The sequence below is a fragment of the Nitrosospira sp. NpAV genome, from assembly GCF_000832065.1.
GTDB lineage: Bacteria > Pseudomonadota > Gammaproteobacteria > Burkholderiales > Nitrosomonadaceae > Nitrosospira.
In genome coordinates, this window is sequence record NZ_JXQM01000021.1 from 143,749 (window position 1) to 162,096 (window position 18,348).

Consider the following 18,348-nt stretch of genomic DNA (forward strand, 5'->3'; position numbering starts at 1 on the left):
TGTTAAGGTTGGGAGGAACATCATATCTTCTTGTCGCCTCGCCGGATTCAGGCGCGCTGCAGGCGGATATAAATACCCAATCCCCCATCCGGTTCGTTCCTCGCCCTGATTTCGCCGCCATACAACCGGACAGCGCGTTCGGCAATGGCTAATCCGAGCCCGTGCCCACCGCTCAAACGATCTCTTGCTTCCCCTATTCTTACGAATGGCTCAAACAGATGAGACAGCATTTCTTCGGGTGCCCCGGGTCCGTGATCACGCACTTGAATAATAATGCTGTCCGGCTTTCCAGCCTCTTCCAGCATGCTGATTTCAACTGTCGTATCCCGTTTTGTGTATTTGATGGCGTTGCGAACGACATTCTCGATCGCGCTGCGAAGCAGCATGGCATTTGCCTTGATCAGGGCAGGAAAGGCTTTTTGCAACTTTACTTGGCAATCCACTGACTCCGCTTCGAATTGTGCATCCTCTATAAGTCCTTCGAGCAGATCCCGTATATCAATCTGCTCGATATGTGCCGCGTCTACCCCCGCTTCCAGGCGGGCGAGTTCGAGTAGCTGGCCGATCAATTCATTCAGTCGCTCTATCTCAATCTCAATGCGGTCGAGTTCTTTTTCAGCCTGACCAGACGATCGCTGCCGGGCAAGACCTAATGCGACCTGCAAGCGTGCGAGCGGAGAACGCAGCTCATGGGAAGCGTCGCTCAGTAACTGCCGCTGCGCACCAAATACCCTCTCCAACCGTTCGGCCATCTTATCGAACGCACCCGCCAGGTCGGCAATTTCATCCCGGCGGCCGCCCATGGAAGGAACGACCCGCTGAGTAAGGTCTCCAGCCGCGATTTGTTGGGCGGCACGCCGCAGCCGCTCAAGCGGAAAGGTCAGGTAGCGGCTAAGCAGCAGGCAAATCAGCGCACTCACCAGCGCTGCGATAGACACCGGAAGCGCCATGACTCGGGGACGTTGCAGAACCCTCAGCAGGGTGATACTTTGAAAATCAGGGATCATGCGGTAGGAGCTGCCATCCGGTAACCTGATGGGCTGCCGGTGAGACGGCTTTTTTCGTACGCCGTGCTCCCCATGTTCCCGCCTTCGATCCAGCCTGGCAGTGATGTCGGCAGGAACTTCTCTCTCAAGCAGATCCTTCCCCGCCTCATCGATCAGGAAAATGGGTATGGCTTCACTATGGTCCAGGCGATGCAGCCATTCTTCAAGCCCTGCGATACCTCTCTGTTTCGCGATCGTTTGGCCTTGATCGAAATATTCCGACAGACGCGCATGCATGCTGCCGATATCTTGTTGTGTCCGGATATGTTCGAGATAGCTCGAAGCTGCGAACATCAGCAGTGCGGCAAAAATGATCAGCGTAAGCCAGAACGACAGGAATATTTTCCAGAATAGTCTATGCACTACGAGGTCCGCGAATAAATGTAACCAACGCCGCGGATGGTTTTAATCCGTTCCTGGCCATCGGATAACGGACCCAGTTTTTTACGCAGATTGCTTACGTGCATGTCGAGACTGCGGTCATAACGGCTCAATTTGCGGCTAAGCGCCCGTTCGGACAGATTCGCTTTCGACACAACGTTGCCGGCTTCGCGCAGCAATATCCCCAACACACTGAATTCCGTGCTGGTCATGGGTACGGCATTATTGCCACAAACCACGGTGCGTGAACCCATATGCATGACAAGATCATCCAGTGCGATCCGGTCAGTCCGCTCGGCGCCATTTTGCAACTCGCCTTTTGACTCCGCTCTTCTGAGGATCGCGCGAATCCGCGCTACCAGTACGCGCGGACTGGAGGGCTTGGCCAGATAGTCGTCCGCGCCGAGCTCAAGCCCGACAATGCTATCGATGTCATCCCCCCGGGCCGTCAGCATCAGCACGGGAAGTAAAGAGCGCGCGCGCAGGTCACGCAATACATCGAAACCGTTTCGAATGGGCATCATGACGTCCAGTATCAGGAGGTCATACGGGTTGGCCAGCGCCTTGCCCAGCGCTGCGCCGCCATCATGAGCCACATCGACGTCGAAGCCCTCCTTGCCGAGGTAATCGACCAGCATATGGCTTAACTCAATGTCGTCATCCGCCAGTAGTATGCGCGCCATCCGTTTTCCGAAGTGAAGCTGTTACGGGGCCACCCAGGTAATTTCGTCGTGTTACGGATATTGCCAAATTACGGCAAACAAATACAGCAATCCCTGAATTCTTTACATAAATTTACGCTTTCATCACCCACCTTGACAGCGCCTAACTTTATTCTTTGCCCATATCGTGCGGGCCATGGGGGTCATCACGATATCCGTAAAAACTTATCAAGAGGAACCAGCTAATGAAAACTATCACGAAAATTTCGCTAATCGGCTGCCTATTGGCGACCAGCAGCGCCTTGGCAGGCCCGCAAGCCGACACGGGTACCGGGAAAGCGGTGCAGGAATGCCGCCATGGCGCGCATTCCAGGATGGGGAACGGCATGGACGGAGGTGAACGTTTCTTGAACCGGATGACGGATCGCCTGAAACTTACCCCCGATCAGCGTTCCTCGGTTGAAGCCGTTTTGCAGAAATCGAAATCTCAAATGGTAAATTTGAAGGAAAAGATGCAGACAAACCGCAAGGCGTTACGTGAACTCAAGCGGAATGGCAACAGCGACAGCAGCCAGGTGCAAGCATTGGCCCAAGAGCGGGGCAATCTGGTGGCTGAATCAATCATTCAGCGTAGCAAGGTACGCAACGAGATTCGGCTGGTACTGACTGATACCCAGCGGGAACAGATGAAACAGATGCGCGAGGAGCATAAGCACGGGCATCACAATAAAGGGTAAGGTCAGACACGGGGCGGTTTGACATATGTCAAACCGCCGTGGCCCTTGCAAAGCCTCCACCAATTAGAACGACTCGCACTTTAATTTAACTGTTGGCAAGCAGATTCAAAACTCGCGACGAAACCTATTTCTGGTGACGACAGCCAGTGCGTGCATTGCGTAGTAACGGTCATGCCGCCGATGATGCGTTATTTGCATACCTATCGCCGCTCGGCTGGGAGCCCATCAGCCTGACGTGAATTTTTCTTTAGTCGATCGGCCATGGCATTGTCTTCGGCACAGTGACTTCCCTTCTTGCGTCAGGTTCGGGTTGGCGCCCGACCGGGTCGACATCGCGCCACCACGGTTCAACTCGTTCCGCATGCGCTGGTTCAATCGGTTCTCCGAGGCGCGGCATCACCAGTTGCACGCCCGCTTTCGGGCCCAGCTCCAGCAAGGTTTCCGGAGGCTCGTCCCAGGCGTGCATCGCCAAGTTGAATGTTCCCCAGTGCACGGGCAGGAAAGGACCGCCACCAAGCAACTTCAGTGCTTCAAGCGCGTTCTTCGGGCCCAGGTGCATGTCGCCCCAGGCAGGATCGAAGGCGCCCACTTCCAGCATCACCAGGTCGAACGGGCCAAACCGTTCACGGATGGCCTGGTATTCCGTGGTGAGACCCGTATCGCCGCTGAAGAACACCGTGTGATGCGGCGAGCGAATCACGAGCGAAGACCATAATGTCGTGTTGCGACCGCGCAGGCTGCGCCCGGAAAAGTGTTGCGACGGCGCGGCGGTTACCACCAGTTCGCTGTTCGGCAAGCGGTGCGATTCCCACCAGTCGAGTTCGACGATGCGCTCGGACCGCACGCCCCAGGCTTCAAGGTGTGCACCGACTCCGAGCGAAGTCACGAACGGCACGTCGCGCTTGGCAAGTTCGCGGATGGTCGGATAATCGAGATGGTCGTAATGGTCGTGTGAAACGATCACCAGATCTACCGGCGGCATGGCGCGCAACGGAACTGGAATGGGCTGGAATCGCTTGGGGCCAGCAAGCCGCGATGGTGATGCGCGCAGCCCCCAGACCGGATCGGTAAGCACGCGGATGCCGTCGATCTCGATCAGAAGCGTGGAATGCCCGAGCCAGGTGGCGCGCAGCCCGCTGGCCGGCCGCCTGGCCCAAGTATCCAGCGGATTCATTGAAGGTAGCGGCCGCCGTGGCACACGCCGTTTGCCGCCGCAGAGAAACTCGCTGAGCGTCGGCATCGCAGCGTTCGGATCTCGCAAGTTCGGAATGATCGGATGCACGTTCCGGAATTGGTCGCCCACCCATAGCGGAGATGCGAGCAAACGTTCCAGTCGTGCGCCCTGCGATCTTTTGCCCAACGATTTCATATTGTGATCTCCGATATAAAAGAAGTGCCATTCCTATACTTTGGCACTACCGAAGAAATTTTCAATATCCGCCGCCAGAATTCTTTACAATTTCTCGGGAATCTTGAATCCCAGATAAGTCAGATTGCTGATTCCCATTAAAATTAGCAGAGTCTCCGGAAACTCCGGGATAGACATACCGTCCGCCACGTAGCCAACGAATACCATGCCCAGGACAAGGGTCCATACGACAACCTGCAAACGATGGAAACTCACGCCATTGCCATCGTCGCATATATCCCGCCAGAAACCCCTTGATGGTGTGAGAGGAGCCTGATTACCCGACTTTCGGGAGAGTTCTTCGATTTTTTGTGAAATGGCAGCTAATTGATTTTCATTTTCCGGCGGCAATGTTGCTGGGATTTTTTCTTTTTGCTCCTTGAGCTTTTGTTCTTCCTGTCGAAGCCGGGTGATTTCATCCTCGGCCCCGGCTTTTTTGGTATTGCCAATCAATACCGCGCTCAACCCCGTGGCGCCGCTGATGCCGAGCAGGATCAACGCCTGCTGGGGGATATACTCCATCGTGCCGGTCAGTATCCAGACGCCGAGGAAGGCCAGCACCACCATTAATCCCCAGAAAGCCATCTGGCTCTTGCCCAGGCTGTAATAGCCGGTATCTTTGTCCTTCAACATGCTTGTCTTGTTTACGATCAGATAGTAGGCCACAAACAAAATCAGCAACGCCCCGCTGACAATGCCTAATATCTCCGAAGGCGGCGCGACATAAAAACGAAACGGATAAGGGGACTGCACCACCAGCGGCAGCTCATTGCCTATCGCCAGGGTTACCTCGATTGACATGACATATTCGTCCTTGCTTCTGAAGAGCAGGTCCCATGCCTCGCGGGATTCCTTGACCGCCGGATTGCGTTCCAGATAGAAGCTGAAGCGCAATGTATTTCCGTCATCGAGTTGTGTGATATCGGAGGGCAGATGAACCATCTTGATCCCATCAAACAATAAAAGGGGTGTTCTGGAAGCACCTGTCTTTTCCAGTTCCATTTTTAACCTTCTGGCAATATCGCCGGTTGCCTTGATATAGATTCTTTCACCCATTTTAAAAACGAAATCTTCCTTGTTCTTTCCCTCGTTTTTTCCGACGATAAAAAGTTCGCCTTTCCGCTTTTCCTGTTGAATCTGATCCCTTCCTGCGTCAGGGGATGGGGCGGAGATGGGAGTATCAATGGACGTTTCAGCAGTCTGTTCCTGAGCGAATGCCCGCGGAAAACAAGTCAGCAGTGTGGCCGTGATAATGATGGTTAAATAACGCATGAGGATTTTTCCCTTCATAGAATTGATCGCCGTATCGGCATGTACCTTCGCATCATCCCGCTTGCTGTCGAATATGCCGCAGGAAGCACTCTTCGTGTTTCTTTAATGCGGCAACATGCAAATAAGGAATATTGCAAGAATCTCATTATAAGAATAGCAGAGGGTTGGATTGCGGCGGCCAAGAATAAACAGGTATTCGCAACTTCGTGGCCTAACAAAAATTCGCTGGAAAGGTAAGTTTCCGCCATGCCAATCTCTCGCATAGACGAACGGAAGAACATTGCGATATCCAGGCTGCCTGTATCAACATTGAGTTTAGCATCGGAGTTGAGCGTACCCCATACGGTTTGTTCCCGCGCAATCACTTTCTTCCTGAATATAACTGGGCATGGTATTCATGTTGCGCATTCGCCGGAGATTCACACTTTCCCCGAGGACCCGAGACCTTGAAAAAATGACGCATTCTATGCTCTCGTATTTCCGGCTGCCTCGTTTATCCACACGCTCTACGTGCGACAACGTACAGATAGATGATGTCGTGATGATCATATTAGTAAGGTGCGGCAATTCAAAATAAAGGTGACCGGCCGATAGACTGAATTTCCGCTTGCCCGAATTGCCGGAAAAATGACCGTCCCAGCGCATTCGTCCCCTTCAACAACAATAAATGCAAGTCGATATCGATAAATTTCATGGCGGCGAAGGTATATGCTTTTGAACTCGCTGTCCCCCGATATTCGCCATCTCATGAGCCTGTCAGCCCTCCTTGCCGGATTTGGCCTGACGCAGAATGTCTATGGCGACAAAAGCAAGGCAGAAATCCAAACGGGTCTCCAGAGCAACAGACCGGAGCCGATGATATTCGATCTGGTTGATCCGCTCGGTGCGCCCAAAGGTGAGCTGGAGGTTAATACCTTGCTGGATTATTCACCTCGCACGGGACAGTTCCAATGGTCGCCGGAAGTCGAATATTCATTCGCGGATGGGTATGCAATAGAACTGGAACTGCCATTCGAAAATTCATCCTTAGACGAATACAAACTTTCCTTGCAGGGTACCTTTGGGAAGCTGGCAAACGGAAAAATGATTCACGGCTGGCAAGCAATCGGCCGTCGCCTGCGGCACGAAAAGGCGTTTGGAGCCGAGCTCCTTTATTTGAACGATTATCGGTTTTCAGACAAGTGGAGCATGATGAATATGTTAGGCCTCAGGCATACCGCGATTGGTAAATCCGGCGATTTTGTGGCGCTCCTTAACAACAGTCTTTTTTACAGTTATTCCCAGCATCTTGCGATAGGGATCGAGCTGAATAGTGAAATAGGAGAGCGTGACTGGCGTTATCGGCTGACTCCGCAGCTTCAGTACACCGTGGGTAAAAATGGGGTAATTCAACTGGGCGGAGGTCCTTCGCAATTGAATGATACCGGAAGAACCGAGTGGTTATTGAGCTCCCGGCTTGTCTATAATTTTTAGGGTATATCGACTAGACAATCCGACTTTCTGAAACGCATTGGGTGGCCCTGCTCGAATGCCGCAGAAGAATCAGAATGCGAATCGCCGTTTTAACGCTGTGGCGGTTCGGTATGGCGCCGCACAGAGTGATATCAATCCATTAATTAGAATGATCCCACTTTCTTTGTTTTCGAGGGAACTTGGTCGCACCCGATTTTTAATCAATGGAGACGATTATGACAAATTATTTAAAACCCGCCCTGACCGTAGTAGCGCTTGCGCTAGCGCTGACCGCTTGCGACTCCAAGCAGGAAAACCAGCGCGAGAAAGCTTTGGAAAACAAGGCGGATGCGCTGGAAGACCGGGCGGATGCGGTACGCAAGCAGGGCGAAGCAGCGGCTGACCGGGTAGAAAAACAGGATCCGGGAATCGATAGCCGCACAACCGATCGTTCTGCAGATGCCAATCGGGAAGTCGCCGAGAAGCGTGCCGATAGATTGGAGGATGAGGCGGATCGAGTTCGAGAAAAAAAATAATGCTCGGTCTGGCGCAGCACACGAACGATCGGTCGATAGGATAATGGTCTGTTATCAAGAACGGGGTGGCGTCTTCCGTTACTAGGTCACCCTGCTTCTTACAGATCAATGCTTCATGCAAGATTCATATGCGAATGATCTTAGGACAGCTGAACGAAAGATTCATGTGGAACGCATAATCGGATACGGGCTCAGAACAGCAATTTTTGAGCGGCAGGAAGTCTGCGGACGGAATTTCTTTAAAGAAAGCTCAGCCGAATATATCAATGAGCGATCGCCTTTGTTGCTTTCCGATGGTCTTCCCAGCCTATTGACATGAGCCAAGCCTTAGGCTCATATTGAAAGCGGCAATTCCGCGGATTGGCAGGGAAAATGTGGTTACCCGCACGCCCCTACGAGCAGATGCGGCTCCCAATAGGCATCGAAAACCTAACGTCAATCCTCCGGGCTCAGCTTCATGGATAACGTTCTTTCGTAAACATTAATAGGCGCTGATCATGAAAACCACCCATGGTACGTATCTTCTTCGCCGATTTATCCTCGGTGCGGCCCTGTCGGCTGGACTCGGTTTTGCTACCCATGCCCCTGCTCAAGAACGTGGCTACCTTATAGACCTTAACAGCAAGACAGCCATCGCACTAGGAAATCTTTATCCCAAGGCAATCAACAACATCGGACAGGTAGTCGGAGGCATAGATCCGTTCGGCTATGGGCATGCTTTTATTACCGGCGCTAATGGCGTGGGCATGAGTGACCTTGGCACTCTAGGCGGCAATTTCAGCTTTGCATATGACATCAATGACGCCGGGCAGGTGGTGGGGGTTTCCGGCACGTCCGCAAATGAATATAAGGCTTTCGTAACCGGCCCGGATGGCGCGGGAATAAGAGACCTTGATGCCCCCCCTTTGGGGGGTTACTCCTTGGCCATCAATAATTCGGGACAGGTTGTGGGTACAACCGAGTCCGGAGGTGAATTTAATGGTTTCATAACCGGTCCGGATGGCGTGGGGTTGAGAACCCTTAGTACATTAACGGGTGCCACGGGCATTAACGATTCCGGGCAAGTGGTGGGAAGCTTCAGCGCGCCATTTAATGGGGCTTCCAATGCTGCCATCACCGGGCCGGATGGCGTCGGCGCGAGGGACCTCGGCAGTTTAGGCGATGGTGGTGGCAGCTTTGCCATTGACATCAATAATACCGGGCAGGTAGTGGGAGGTTCCAGTCTATCCCCGGGCGATGTCTCCCATGCTTTCATCACCGGCCCGGATGGCGCCGGCATGAGGGAACTTGGCACTTTAGGGGGTGGTTACAGCAGTGTTGACGGCATCAATGATGCCGGGCAAGTGGTGGGGGCTTTCAGCACATCCTCGGGCGACCATGCTTTCATTACCGGCCCGGATGGCGTAGGCATGACAGACCTCAATTCGCTGGTTGACCTGCCGGACGGGGTGATCCTAACCCGAGCCACGGACATCAATAACGAGGGGCAGGTCATAGCCATCGCCATGGCTTCAAGCATCCCGGAGCCGGAAGGCTATGCCATGCTTCTGGCCGGACTGGGGCTGGTAGGGTTCGCGGTACGGCGAAAAATATGGATACATGGATCCATCAATAAGAGTATGGGATGAGGCTCAAGGGTAGTGCGCATTACGAGTACCTATATGCGCTGGGTTAATCCCGCCACGTCTTCAATTTGCTCAAAGTATGGGGATATCTTCCGCCAGGCCATTTAATTTCATGACTTCGTAAGTAAGTTCCGCACCTGCCGGCCTTATCACACGCCCCCGGCTGTGTATCTTGACACCCACGGTTTCGAACTCCTGCCGCGCGTGGCCTCCCAGTTGAACTGGTGGCAGAACCAGGGCGAAATCCAGGCCGCCCGCGTCGGCATTGGGTTGAAGCGTCACTGAGATAAGCCACCCCAGAATGGTTTGCTCCTGGCTGATATCGTTTCCCCGGAATACAAACTGGCCTTCCAAGCCATTATATTCAAGCTGGGCATCTGACGAGGGCTCGCTTATTCCCAGGGGACCCAGGGTCCTGGGGAAAAAGATAACGCGTTTGATGCCTTCGCAGTCGCTAAAGGTATAGCGGTTGGGCTGCCGGTCGCGTTGATCGTCCAGCCATGCCGTGATTGAACTTTGTGCGGCGTTTACCCGCACTCCCTTGACTTCCGCCGGAAAGCTATCCCATACATAAACCGCATGGATGGGAGAAATTACTTGCGTCGCGGGGCCCTGCGGAGGGTCAGCGAGGAAGTCAAAATCGTAAATTCCATCCGGTGGTGCCTGAATATTGGCGACGGGGCGCAACTGGGGGCTGGACCAACCCCCAGTTGATACATTGCCCGTCGCGGTAATTTGCAGCTTGGGGGGAAAGCTTTCCAGAACTGCGAGCCTGACTTCCGTTACTTCACGAATTTTTTCCATGATTTGATTTTTCCTCCAAGTTTTATTAAAGCTGAACTCTATACACGTTAGTTTCACTTCTTTATAGTTCAGTAAGCTAAAAAAACAAACATGGCTATTTTTCAAGAGGAATGCGTTTGTCATGAGTGAACGCCGGATCCTGGTCATTGGGTCACAATGCCGGGCCCTGAGCCAACTTGGTTTTTTGCCGCAGGCGGCATGTGAGCTTTACCGGGTGATGATCGATCCAGAGCGGGGTGCATGTGTTTCCGCGCTCGAGGGAGAAGGGTTACTCCTCGATCCCACTGTCCGGGATACCAAAGACGCCATCAAAAAAGCATACCTGCGCGCGGCGAAAGACGAGGCCACGTTATTCATCGCCTACATCGGCCACGGTGAGCGCGCGGATGAGGACTTCTATCTCCTTCCGCGAGATGCGGAAAATCCTCCCGACTCCGATACGGCGGTACACCTCACCCACCTGATCAAGGAGGTGCACAAGAAGGCTGTGGGCCAAGTGGATGGACTGGCTGTGCTGGTTGATGCCTGCTATTCGGGCCAAGCCGGCTTCGGTGCGGCGCAATCCTGGGTGAGGGGCCTGGGGGGCACGCTTCGATTCGAGGTCCTCACCGCCGCGGCTGATCGTCCGGCGGCGGATGGCTGCTTTAGCCGGAGCCTCGTTGCATTACTGCGTGATGGGGTTGCGACGGAACCCTCCGAACACCTGCACTGTGTCAATCTGCGTCCCCTCATTAAAAATCGCTGTCCGAACCAGGAAGCGCAAAACCCCGCCTATAATCCCGACGCAACGCTGTGGCTGGCGAAGAATGCGGCCAATATTCGCGAGCCATGGGCACAGACGCCGCTGGCGGACGAAATCCAGCGGCTCACACGAGCATATCAACCTACTCTTGCCCTGCATGAAATTGTGACGCGCTCGCAGGCGGAGCGCTGCGTGGCGGTGGTGGGCGACGCAGGTACGGGAAAATCGGCGCTGGCGGCGGCCCTGGCCTGGCCAAAAGCCGCGCCAGAAGTCATCCCTGCCGGCTTCGTACATGCAATCGTCCTGCTTAATGAAGCAATGACGCCACGGGAGCTTGCACGCATCCTGACCGAACAGCTTGTCCGGTCCGTACCTGGCTTCCGTAAAGCGCAGCAAGCGTTCACGCGCGATACACCTTACGACGAGCAGCAAAAACTGGATACGCTAGAGAAGCAATTGCTCGGTCCGCTCACATGGCTGGGTCGGCTGGAGCAGCCAGGTCGGGTCACGGAGATACGCATCGTCGTGGATGCGCTCGATCGCCTCGCGACCGGCGCGCGCGGCTCGGTAATCGAGACGCTGAATCAGCTGGGCAAGTTAGCCTTTGTGTATCTGCTGGTTACTGCCCGGCCGGATACGGAACTTCCATCGGAAGCTTCTTCATATACTCTTGCCTTCGCGCCAGATGAGAAAATCCATCAATATCTCGAACGGCGCGGTACCCTACCCGCGCGTCAGGTGGAAGTTGTTCAGGCAGCCGAGGGTAGCTGGCTAGTGGCTCGCGTGCTTGCCGATCTGCTTGGCGAACAGCCCGAGGCACCCATAGGCGCTGGTCAGCTCGCTCTAGGGGATGCCTATGAGGAGATGCTTTCGCGTTGCGGCGCTGCTGACGACAAAAGCCTTCGGCATGTGCTTGAGATTCTCGCCGCCGCCGGGGCGGGCCCCCTGCTGCCGCTCCCACTGCTATGCAAGGCGAGCGAAACGCTCGGCGTCCCGGCGTCCCCTGCACTTGTCCGCGACCAACTGGTGCGTCTGCGCGGGCTTGCGGTGCGAAGCGCGGCGGGTACGGAGAACGAGCATGCCGGTCTTTTCCACCAGACGCTCGTCGATTACGTTGCTGCCCGCGCGCCGCAAGAAATCATCGCCGCACACAAGGCCCTTATTGCTGGCATTGAGGCACTTGCACCCGCCGGCGCAGGCATGACAGACTTGAATAACGCCATCCAGCGCTATGCCTTCGAGCGCGAGGCAGAGCATTTATGGATACTCAAGGAGGCCGACAATGCCTTGACGAGCCTTCTCGCAAGAACTTCACCTATACCTCGCGACAACCTGCGACGCTGGCGCCTTTGGTTAATGCGAGTGGAGACGGCGGTCGGCACTGATCACCCGGTTACGCTTGCAATGCGCAACAATATCGCCCATTCGACCGCTGAGTGTGGAGATCCCCGTGAGGCACTGCAATTATTCGAGACGCTGCTCCCTGACCAGGAGCGCGTGCTGGGCTCCGATCACCCGGACACACTCATGACCCGCAGCAACATCGCATACTCGACCGGCCTGTGTGGAGACGTTCATCGAGCGTTGTGTCTGGCCGAAGCGCTGCTCCCCGACCAGGAACGTGTGTCTGGACCCGATTACCCAGCCACACTCACAAACCGTAATAATATTGCCCATTGGACCGGGGATTGCGGAAATCCTCGCAAGGCGCTCAGGTTGTTCCAGAAATTGCTCCCCGATCAAGAGCGGGTGCTCGGCCCCGGTCACCTGGCCACGCTTAAAACCCGCAGCAACATTGCGCTCTGGACTGGCAACAGCGGAGATACGCGTGAAGCATTGCGACTCGCCGAAGCGCTGTTCCCTGACCAGGAGCACGTGCTGGGCCCCGATCATCCTGCCGTGCTCACCAACCGCAACAATATTGCCAGTTGGACGGGTGAGTCAGGGAATACACATGAGGCGTTAAGGTTGTTCCAGGAGCTGCTTCCCAACCAGGAGCGTGTACTCGGTCCCGATCACCCGGATACGCTCAGGACCCGTAGTAACATCGCGCTCTGGACCGGCAATAGTGGGAACGCCCGCGAGGCGCTGCGGCTGGCTGAAGCACTGCTTACCGACGAGAAGCGTGTGCTGGGCCCCGATCACCCGAACACGCTCACTATTCGCAGCAATATTGCTCTCTGGACCGGTGAATGCGGGGATTCGCATAAAATGTTAAGTCTATGCGAAGCACTGCTCGCCGACCAAACGCGCGTGCTAGGACCCGATCACCCGGACACGCTCAAAACCCGCAGCAATATCGCCTACTCGACCGCGCGCAACGGGGATGCACGCGCGGCGTTGGGGCTGTTTCAAGCACTGCTCCCTGACCAGGAACGTGTGCTAGGCTCCGATCATCCCATTACGCTCATAATCCGCAGTAACATCGCCTACCTGACCGCCGAGTGTGGAGATGCCCGCGAGGCGCTACGACTCTTTCAGGCGCTACTCCCTGACCAAGAGCGCATACTCGGCCCGGATCATCCGAATACCCTCATCGTCAAAGCATCGATTGATCATTTGACCGGAAGCTGAATCTCGGTCAAACCACAGCGTTTGCGTTGCTACTGCCAAAAACCTCTCCCACTTCTCTGCCAATCTGCGCCTTGCCGAGATAGAAATCCGAATTGTGAGGATCGGCGCCGTTGTCAACAGTGTGGCCACCCTCGAACGATGCGCTGACGGGTATCCCTGCGTGGAATAAGCCTTCAAGGTCCGGCTCAGCGGCAATGAAATCGTCCCGGTCGGCTATATTCACCCAGCGCCGCACAGCCGGTGGAAACCCCGGTGGTTGCGGCCGCAATCGCTGGTAAACAATGGTCTGAAGCCCGAGGGGAGAACCTAGCGTCAGCAGTAAAGGAAGCGGCGTATTCATCAGATGCGCTACCTCATAAGCAATTACGGAACCCAGTGAATGCCCGATCAATACCTTGGTTTCAGGGCCGATCAGCTTCAACACCGATTTGAGGGCTGCGGAACGGATGGTGTCGTTAGTGAGATATCGCGTAACCTGGGCGAGGGAGCGATTGACGAAGCGTTCGGCAAAGCCCATGCCGAACGGCGCAAACCACGGAATCTTGGCAAGGCTTCCGATAGCGCCACGGACGATGTTTCCCGCGCCCTGCTCCACGCCCATCTGCCCGGTTACGTATGCCAGCTCAAGCTCACCGGTTTCGCGGGTCTTCCGCTTCGAAGCTCGCCCGGCGGCGTGCCTTAGCCATTCCAGCGCCAGAACCTGTGCGAACTGCGCTTCTTCGGATGTAAATTCTGCGGGATCGTCGCCTTGCTGGCCGGGCGTAAGGAAAAGGCTGCCGTAGAATGCCATTCGCGTTTCGATGCTGCCGGGTTTCCCAGCGTTGCGCCAAATCCGGTCCGCTACATCCGCAAACCCGGCGTCCCGCACACCCCCCGCCAGCGCGGGTAACCACGCGCTTTCCAGTTTGTCGGCGGATTTTTGCTGCTGGTCAATGCCGTGTACGAGAACAATCTCGGCCATGCCTCTTTCCTTTCAGAATGTATGTCAGTATATCTCAATCAGCATAATCAAAAGCTTTCAGTTAATGGCACCTGTTTCCTCCTTGTATTTATTCAACCTTTACTACTTTTAATCTTGACGCTTACGACAAACAGGAGCGGCGGAGCCGGCCGTATTGGAATTGCGCGCATCGAGCATCAGTTGTATCGGCGCGGATTTCCCTGCATTCCACTGCTGTTCGAACCAGTGCTGAGTTTGGGGGTGGGTCAATCAAGAGTCGGTCTGCTATCTCATGAAGCTAATATGTGAAGCAGGCCAGTTTCCTAGGAATCTCTAAAGAGAGATTTCTGAAGTTGTTATGGAGTTTCATCGGGGGATTCTTTTTGTCCCCGCTTCATGCGCTTGCTGTGCCGCTGCAAATGAGTATTCAACTGGGCAATGATGTCCGACGCAACATTGATGACCTGGCTTGAGCCGAAGCCCAGGCGGGTCATTTCCTTATAGAAGGATTTCGCCATGATTTTTGCAATTTGATCCGGATTATGCAAAGCGCTTCCCAGCGAGTTGCTCATATTTTTTTCCTGCACCAGCGCCAACTGGGCGAAACGTGAGTTTAGTATGTTCTGAAGTTGTATCGTCTGAATCGACTTGCCGATGAACAGGGCAATGACATCAAGGAGATCCAGGTCACCCGGTTTGAAGGATGCTCCGTTATCGCAATCCGTGACGTTGACGGTGCCTGCTATGCAAGTGTTGATTCGTATTGGCGAGCAAAGCAGGCTTTTATGGGGATCATCGGCGCGGCGCGCCCGATTGGCGAATTCCGACTTACCGATGTCCTCGATAAATAATGATTTTCCGGTGGCAACCACATATCCCGCAATACCCTCCCCCTTGCGTACGGATTCCTTGTACGCGGCTGCCGGCAGTGGACCATAGCTGGCGCAAACCCTCATGCGCGGATTCTGGGATTCACCATCATTTAAAAGCATGATGGAGCAACTTTTTGCGCTGAGGATTCCGGCGGTTTTTTCCGCGAGCTGCAAGAGATTGTCGTCGAAGCTCCCCTCTTCCAGGAAACAGGATATATCCTGCAGTTTGATCAGCTGATTTTCTGCTTTCCCAATAATGTTCATTCAGGCTCCTTCGCTACGACCATGTCTTCTTTATAGCAGCGGACCGGCAATGTAGCAAAAATTTCCATCCGTTCATAAAAGACGGTTGCGAAACAGCCAGGCTGCCAAGTCGTCTCGCGGCAGGCCCGGCATGCGCGCAAGCCCAAGATTAACGCCGTCGGCCGGTACTGCGGTCAGCAAGGTTTGCCAGTACTTGGGTGGTGACTGCGTTCGCAGGTGTATGAATCGACCGATGCCCCCCTCGATGTAAGCGGTAATGGAACCAGTCGTGCTGAAATTGCGTGCACTCCCTAAAGCGAAAACGGTATAGCGGCGCAGCTCCGTCCTGGAACAGGCTGCACACGGTCTTACCGTCTACTTGAGGGGCTTCAGATACCGGGTTACCGCCAGTTCGCCAATCTGTTTACCCATGGTAGTGCCTATCTCCCCGGAGTTGCGGTAGTGAACGCCATCATAGATGCGCGCATTCGCTACTTCCTGGGTAAAATCGTCGATTGTTTTCCAGCTTCGCGCCACGCCACCGGCAGCCTTGCTGACGGTCGTCAGGGTTGGCGTGAGCCCAGTCCCGATCTCCGCTTGCAGGACTGCGCCAACAGCCCCAGATATGATGCAATGCGCGCAGGGATACTCGGGATGCATGGGTGTGTCGATGAATGGCACCCACGACGGGTCCCGTTCGGTGGCATCGTTGCCGTCGATATCGGCATTACGGATCGCGGTGACCGGCCGCCAGAAATTATAGTGGTACTTGGCGTCGAATACGGCGACCAGCGCATCATTCGTGGCCTGCGTCACCGCGGCGAACAAGCGCGCGTTTTGCGTAATCTCCCGCCCGGGAGCATCGGCAACGGATCGCACGATACCATGATAAATTGGGGGCATCACTTCTTCCCAGAAGTGTGCGATATCGGTTTGCGCAGCGGTGCGGCGCGTGCTGTTCTTGCCACCCAGCGCCTTGACCTCATTGTAATCACGCGCCCACAATTCACTCGCAAGGCTGGGAGGCGGAGCGGGCCGAAATTGGGTGGGGCCGGTCATCAGCCAGGGCTTGATCCGCGCCCAGTGCGGAGCCTCCGGAATTACGGTGGGCACATAGACGCCTGCGCTGGTGTGCGGCCGGTAGTTTTCGCCTGCTGCAAATCCGTCATCAGCGCGCATAGCCAGGATAGCCTTCGCAGCCTCTTCTCCCACCGCAATGCCGCCAGCCTTTGACGTACTATCGGGTATGTTGGCAAGTGCGGCCTGGTAGGCAGTAGCGATGACTGTCTGTTGCACCGGTACAAGCTCCGTTAGCACGGTGCGGTTTGCCGCCGCGATTGCGGCATCGGTTGACGCTCCGGGCGCCACTTCCAATCTCAAACTACTGGCCGGATAGCGTTTAGTGATTGCATTTACCGCTTCATATACCGCGGTGGAGGGGATCGCCAGCGCCCGGTCGGCGGGTAGCGGTCCCATTCCCGCATTGACAACGATATTGCCAGCCGTGCGATTCCAGTCCGTGACCGCATCCGCCATTACCGTTGAACTTGTAAACAACGAAGTTGCGGTAATCAGCAACGCAATCTTATGGTTCCGCTCGATATGTATCATAGATTTTCCCTACTGGTTTCTTCGCAGAAATTCCATTGAAATATATTTTGTGTTGATGGGCTACACTTATATTATCCATTAGGAATATATTCATTCGCTTCTTCTCAGATGCCCCAAAGCTATGCTGATTAGATTATTAAACTCCAGCTCCACCGCATATGGGCAAGGATGCTAGCAGAATGTCAGAGGAAAAGAAACCAGGCTTATCATGATTCAGGCGCTCATGACACGGTTACGCGAATGCCCACTCACTATTTACAAAAGACGATTACGAAACAGCCAGGCGGCCAGCGGCAGCGTAATAGCTGAAATGATCAGCAGGGGAATCAGGTCGTGGATGAGGGTAAACAAGCCTACCCCTTCCAGATAAATACGTTGCACCAGGTCGATAGCAAAGCGCAGCGGGTTGACCAGCGTGGCGATCTGGAGGATCTGCGGCATGTTGCGCACCGGCGTGGCGAGCCCGGAAAGCAGTATCAGCGGCATGATCATCATGAAAGTATAGAGCATGGCTTGTTGCATGTTTGCCGAAACCGCCGAGATAGACAGTCCTATGCCGACGCTCGCAATAGCGAACAACCCCAATCCGGCATAGAGCGCCAGCAACGAACCCGCCATCGGTATCTTGAACCAGAAAAATGCCACCAACAGTACAATGGTGGATTGCATCATGCCGATCATGATGGTCGGGATAGCCTTGCCAATCATGATTTCGATGGGTGAATACGGTGTCACCAGCAGCTGGTCAAATGTGCCGTTCTCACGTTCGCGGGCGACGGATAACGCGGACAACATCATCATCTGGAGCATGCTGAGAGACGCGATCAAACCCGGCAACAGATTCCACCGTGTTTCCAGATTGGGGTTGTACCAGGCACGCGCCTCGACGGTGAGCGGTGGCCCGGCCCCGCCGCGCAGCGCCGTATTATATGACTCGATGACCAGCCCGATGTAGGCGGCAGCGGATCCCGCCGTATTGGAGTTGCGTGCGTCGAGTATCAGCTGTATCGGCGCCGATTCTCCCGCATTCAGTTGCTGCTCGAACCGTGGCCCGATCTGGATGACGATCAGCGCCTGCTGCGAGTCGATGGCCCGGGTGATATCTGCCGGTGTTTGCAGGTTCGCGACCCGGTGAAATATACCCGTTCCATCCAGGCGAGCGACCAGCTCGGTCGAGATCGCGCCGCGGTCCTGGTCGAGTAAGGCGTAAGGCACGTCCACCAGATCATAGGTTGCAGCATAACCAAACAGAAAACTTTCTATCAGGGATGGAACGACGAGAATGACTCGATTGGCCGGGTCCTTGAAAATGGCAAGCAGCTCTTTCCGGCACAGGCTGGCAATGCGATGCAGGAAGTCATACATGGTAAAGGTTCAACCTGAATCCGGCAGTTGGCCGGACGCTGCGTGGGATTTTTGGGTATGGGGCAAGGCGCAATGACG

The 18,348-nt window shown here is 54.9% G+C and carries 14 protein-coding genes; 5 read left to right on the forward strand and 9 right to left on the reverse strand.

The window, feature by feature from the left end; translation table 11 throughout:
* Nucleotides 1–47: 47 nt before the first annotated feature.
* Nucleotides 48–1,409 (reverse strand): ATP-binding protein, encoded by a 1,362-nt coding sequence (locus SQ11_RS13330; RefSeq protein ID WP_041514649.1) that lies wholly within the window; start codon nt 1,407–1,409, stop codon nt 48–50.
* Nucleotides 1,409–2,110 carry a response regulator transcription factor gene (locus tag SQ11_RS13335; protein WP_041514650.1) on the reverse strand — a complete coding sequence of 234 codons (702 nt, stop codon included), beginning with the start codon at nt 2,108–2,110 and terminating at the stop codon, nt 1,409–1,411. Before SQ11_RS13335 ends, SQ11_RS13330 begins: the two co-directional genes overlap by 1 nt.
* Before the next feature lie 224 nt (nt 2,111–2,334).
* Here SQ11_RS13335 and SQ11_RS13340 point away from each other — a divergent pair, with 224 nt between their 5' ends.
* On the forward strand, nt 2,335–2,826 hold the full coding sequence (locus SQ11_RS13340) for a Spy/CpxP family protein refolding chaperone (RefSeq protein WP_041514651.1): 492 nt from the start codon (nt 2,335–2,337) through the stop codon (nt 2,824–2,826).
* Nucleotides 2,827–3,073: 247 nt separating this feature from the next.
* Here SQ11_RS13340 and SQ11_RS13345 read toward each other — a convergent pair whose 3' ends face one another.
* Both SQ11_RS13345 and SQ11_RS13350 read right to left on the reverse strand, forming a co-directional pair.
* Complete coding sequence (locus tag SQ11_RS13345) at nt 3,074–4,195, reverse strand: MBL fold metallo-hydrolase (RefSeq protein ID WP_041514652.1); 1,122 nt, start codon at nt 4,193–4,195, stop codon at nt 3,074–3,076.
* An 84-nt stretch (nt 4,196–4,279) separates the two neighbouring features.
* Nucleotides 4,280–5,506, reverse strand: a complete 1,227-nt coding sequence (locus SQ11_RS13350) for a hypothetical protein (protein WP_156972509.1) — start codon at nt 5,504–5,506, stop codon at nt 4,280–4,282.
* A gap of 708 nt (nt 5,507–6,214) precedes the next feature.
* Here SQ11_RS13350 and SQ11_RS13360 point away from each other — a divergent pair.
* From SQ11_RS13360 to SQ11_RS13370, 3 genes are all read left to right on the forward strand, one after another.
* Entirely contained in the window at nt 6,215–6,979 is a 765-nt protein-coding gene (locus SQ11_RS13360) for a hypothetical protein (protein ID WP_041514655.1), read from the forward strand.
* A gap of 215 nt (nt 6,980–7,194) precedes the next feature.
* Nucleotides 7,195–7,494 carry a hypothetical protein gene (locus SQ11_RS13365; protein ID WP_041514656.1) on the forward strand — a complete coding sequence of 100 codons (300 nt, stop codon included), beginning with the start codon at nt 7,195–7,197 and terminating at the stop codon, nt 7,492–7,494.
* 497 nt (nt 7,495–7,991) lie between these two features.
* On the forward strand, nt 7,992–9,122 hold the full coding sequence (locus SQ11_RS13370) for an HAF repeat-containing PEP-CTERM protein (protein WP_052494250.1): 1,131 nt from the start codon (nt 7,992–7,994) through the stop codon (nt 9,120–9,122).
* A gap of 69 nt (nt 9,123–9,191) precedes the next feature.
* On the opposite strand, the gene SQ11_RS13375 is transcribed toward SQ11_RS13370, so the two are convergent.
* The gene (locus SQ11_RS13375; protein ID WP_041514657.1) at nt 9,192–9,923 is read right to left on the reverse strand and encodes a hypothetical protein; all 732 of its coding nucleotides are present in this window, start codon (nt 9,921–9,923) and stop codon (nt 9,192–9,194) included.
* Nucleotides 9,924–10,044: 121 nt separating this feature from the next.
* Here SQ11_RS13375 and SQ11_RS16545 point away from each other — a divergent pair, with 121 nt between their 5' ends.
* The gene (locus SQ11_RS16545; protein WP_052494251.1) at nt 10,045–13,239 is read left to right on the forward strand and encodes a tetratricopeptide repeat-containing protein; all 3,195 of its coding nucleotides are present in this window, start codon (nt 10,045–10,047) and stop codon (nt 13,237–13,239) included.
* Nucleotides 13,240–13,246: 7 nt separating this feature from the next.
* Here the strand turns inward: SQ11_RS16545 and SQ11_RS13385 are convergent, their stop codons facing one another.
* From SQ11_RS13385 to SQ11_RS13405, 4 genes are all read right to left on the reverse strand, one after another.
* A complete protein-coding gene (locus tag SQ11_RS13385; RefSeq protein ID WP_041514658.1) occupies nt 13,247–14,200 on the reverse strand; it encodes a hypothetical protein in 954 nt (317 codons plus the stop codon).
* A 335-nt stretch (nt 14,201–14,535) separates the two neighbouring features.
* Entirely contained in the window at nt 14,536–15,315 is a 780-nt protein-coding gene (locus SQ11_RS13395; protein WP_052494252.1) for a GAF domain-containing protein, read from the reverse strand.
* A 354-nt stretch (nt 15,316–15,669) separates the two neighbouring features.
* The gene (locus SQ11_RS13400) at nt 15,670–16,905 is read right to left on the reverse strand and encodes a vanadium-dependent haloperoxidase (protein WP_041514660.1); all 1,236 of its coding nucleotides are present in this window, start codon (nt 16,903–16,905) and stop codon (nt 15,670–15,672) included.
* Nucleotides 16,906–17,160: 255 nt separating this feature from the next.
* Nucleotides 17,161–18,270: an ABC transporter permease gene (locus SQ11_RS13405; RefSeq protein WP_041514661.1), complete on the reverse strand. Its 1,110-nt coding sequence runs from the start codon at nt 18,268–18,270 to the stop codon at nt 17,161–17,163.
* Nucleotides 18,271–18,348 lie beyond the last annotated feature (78 nt).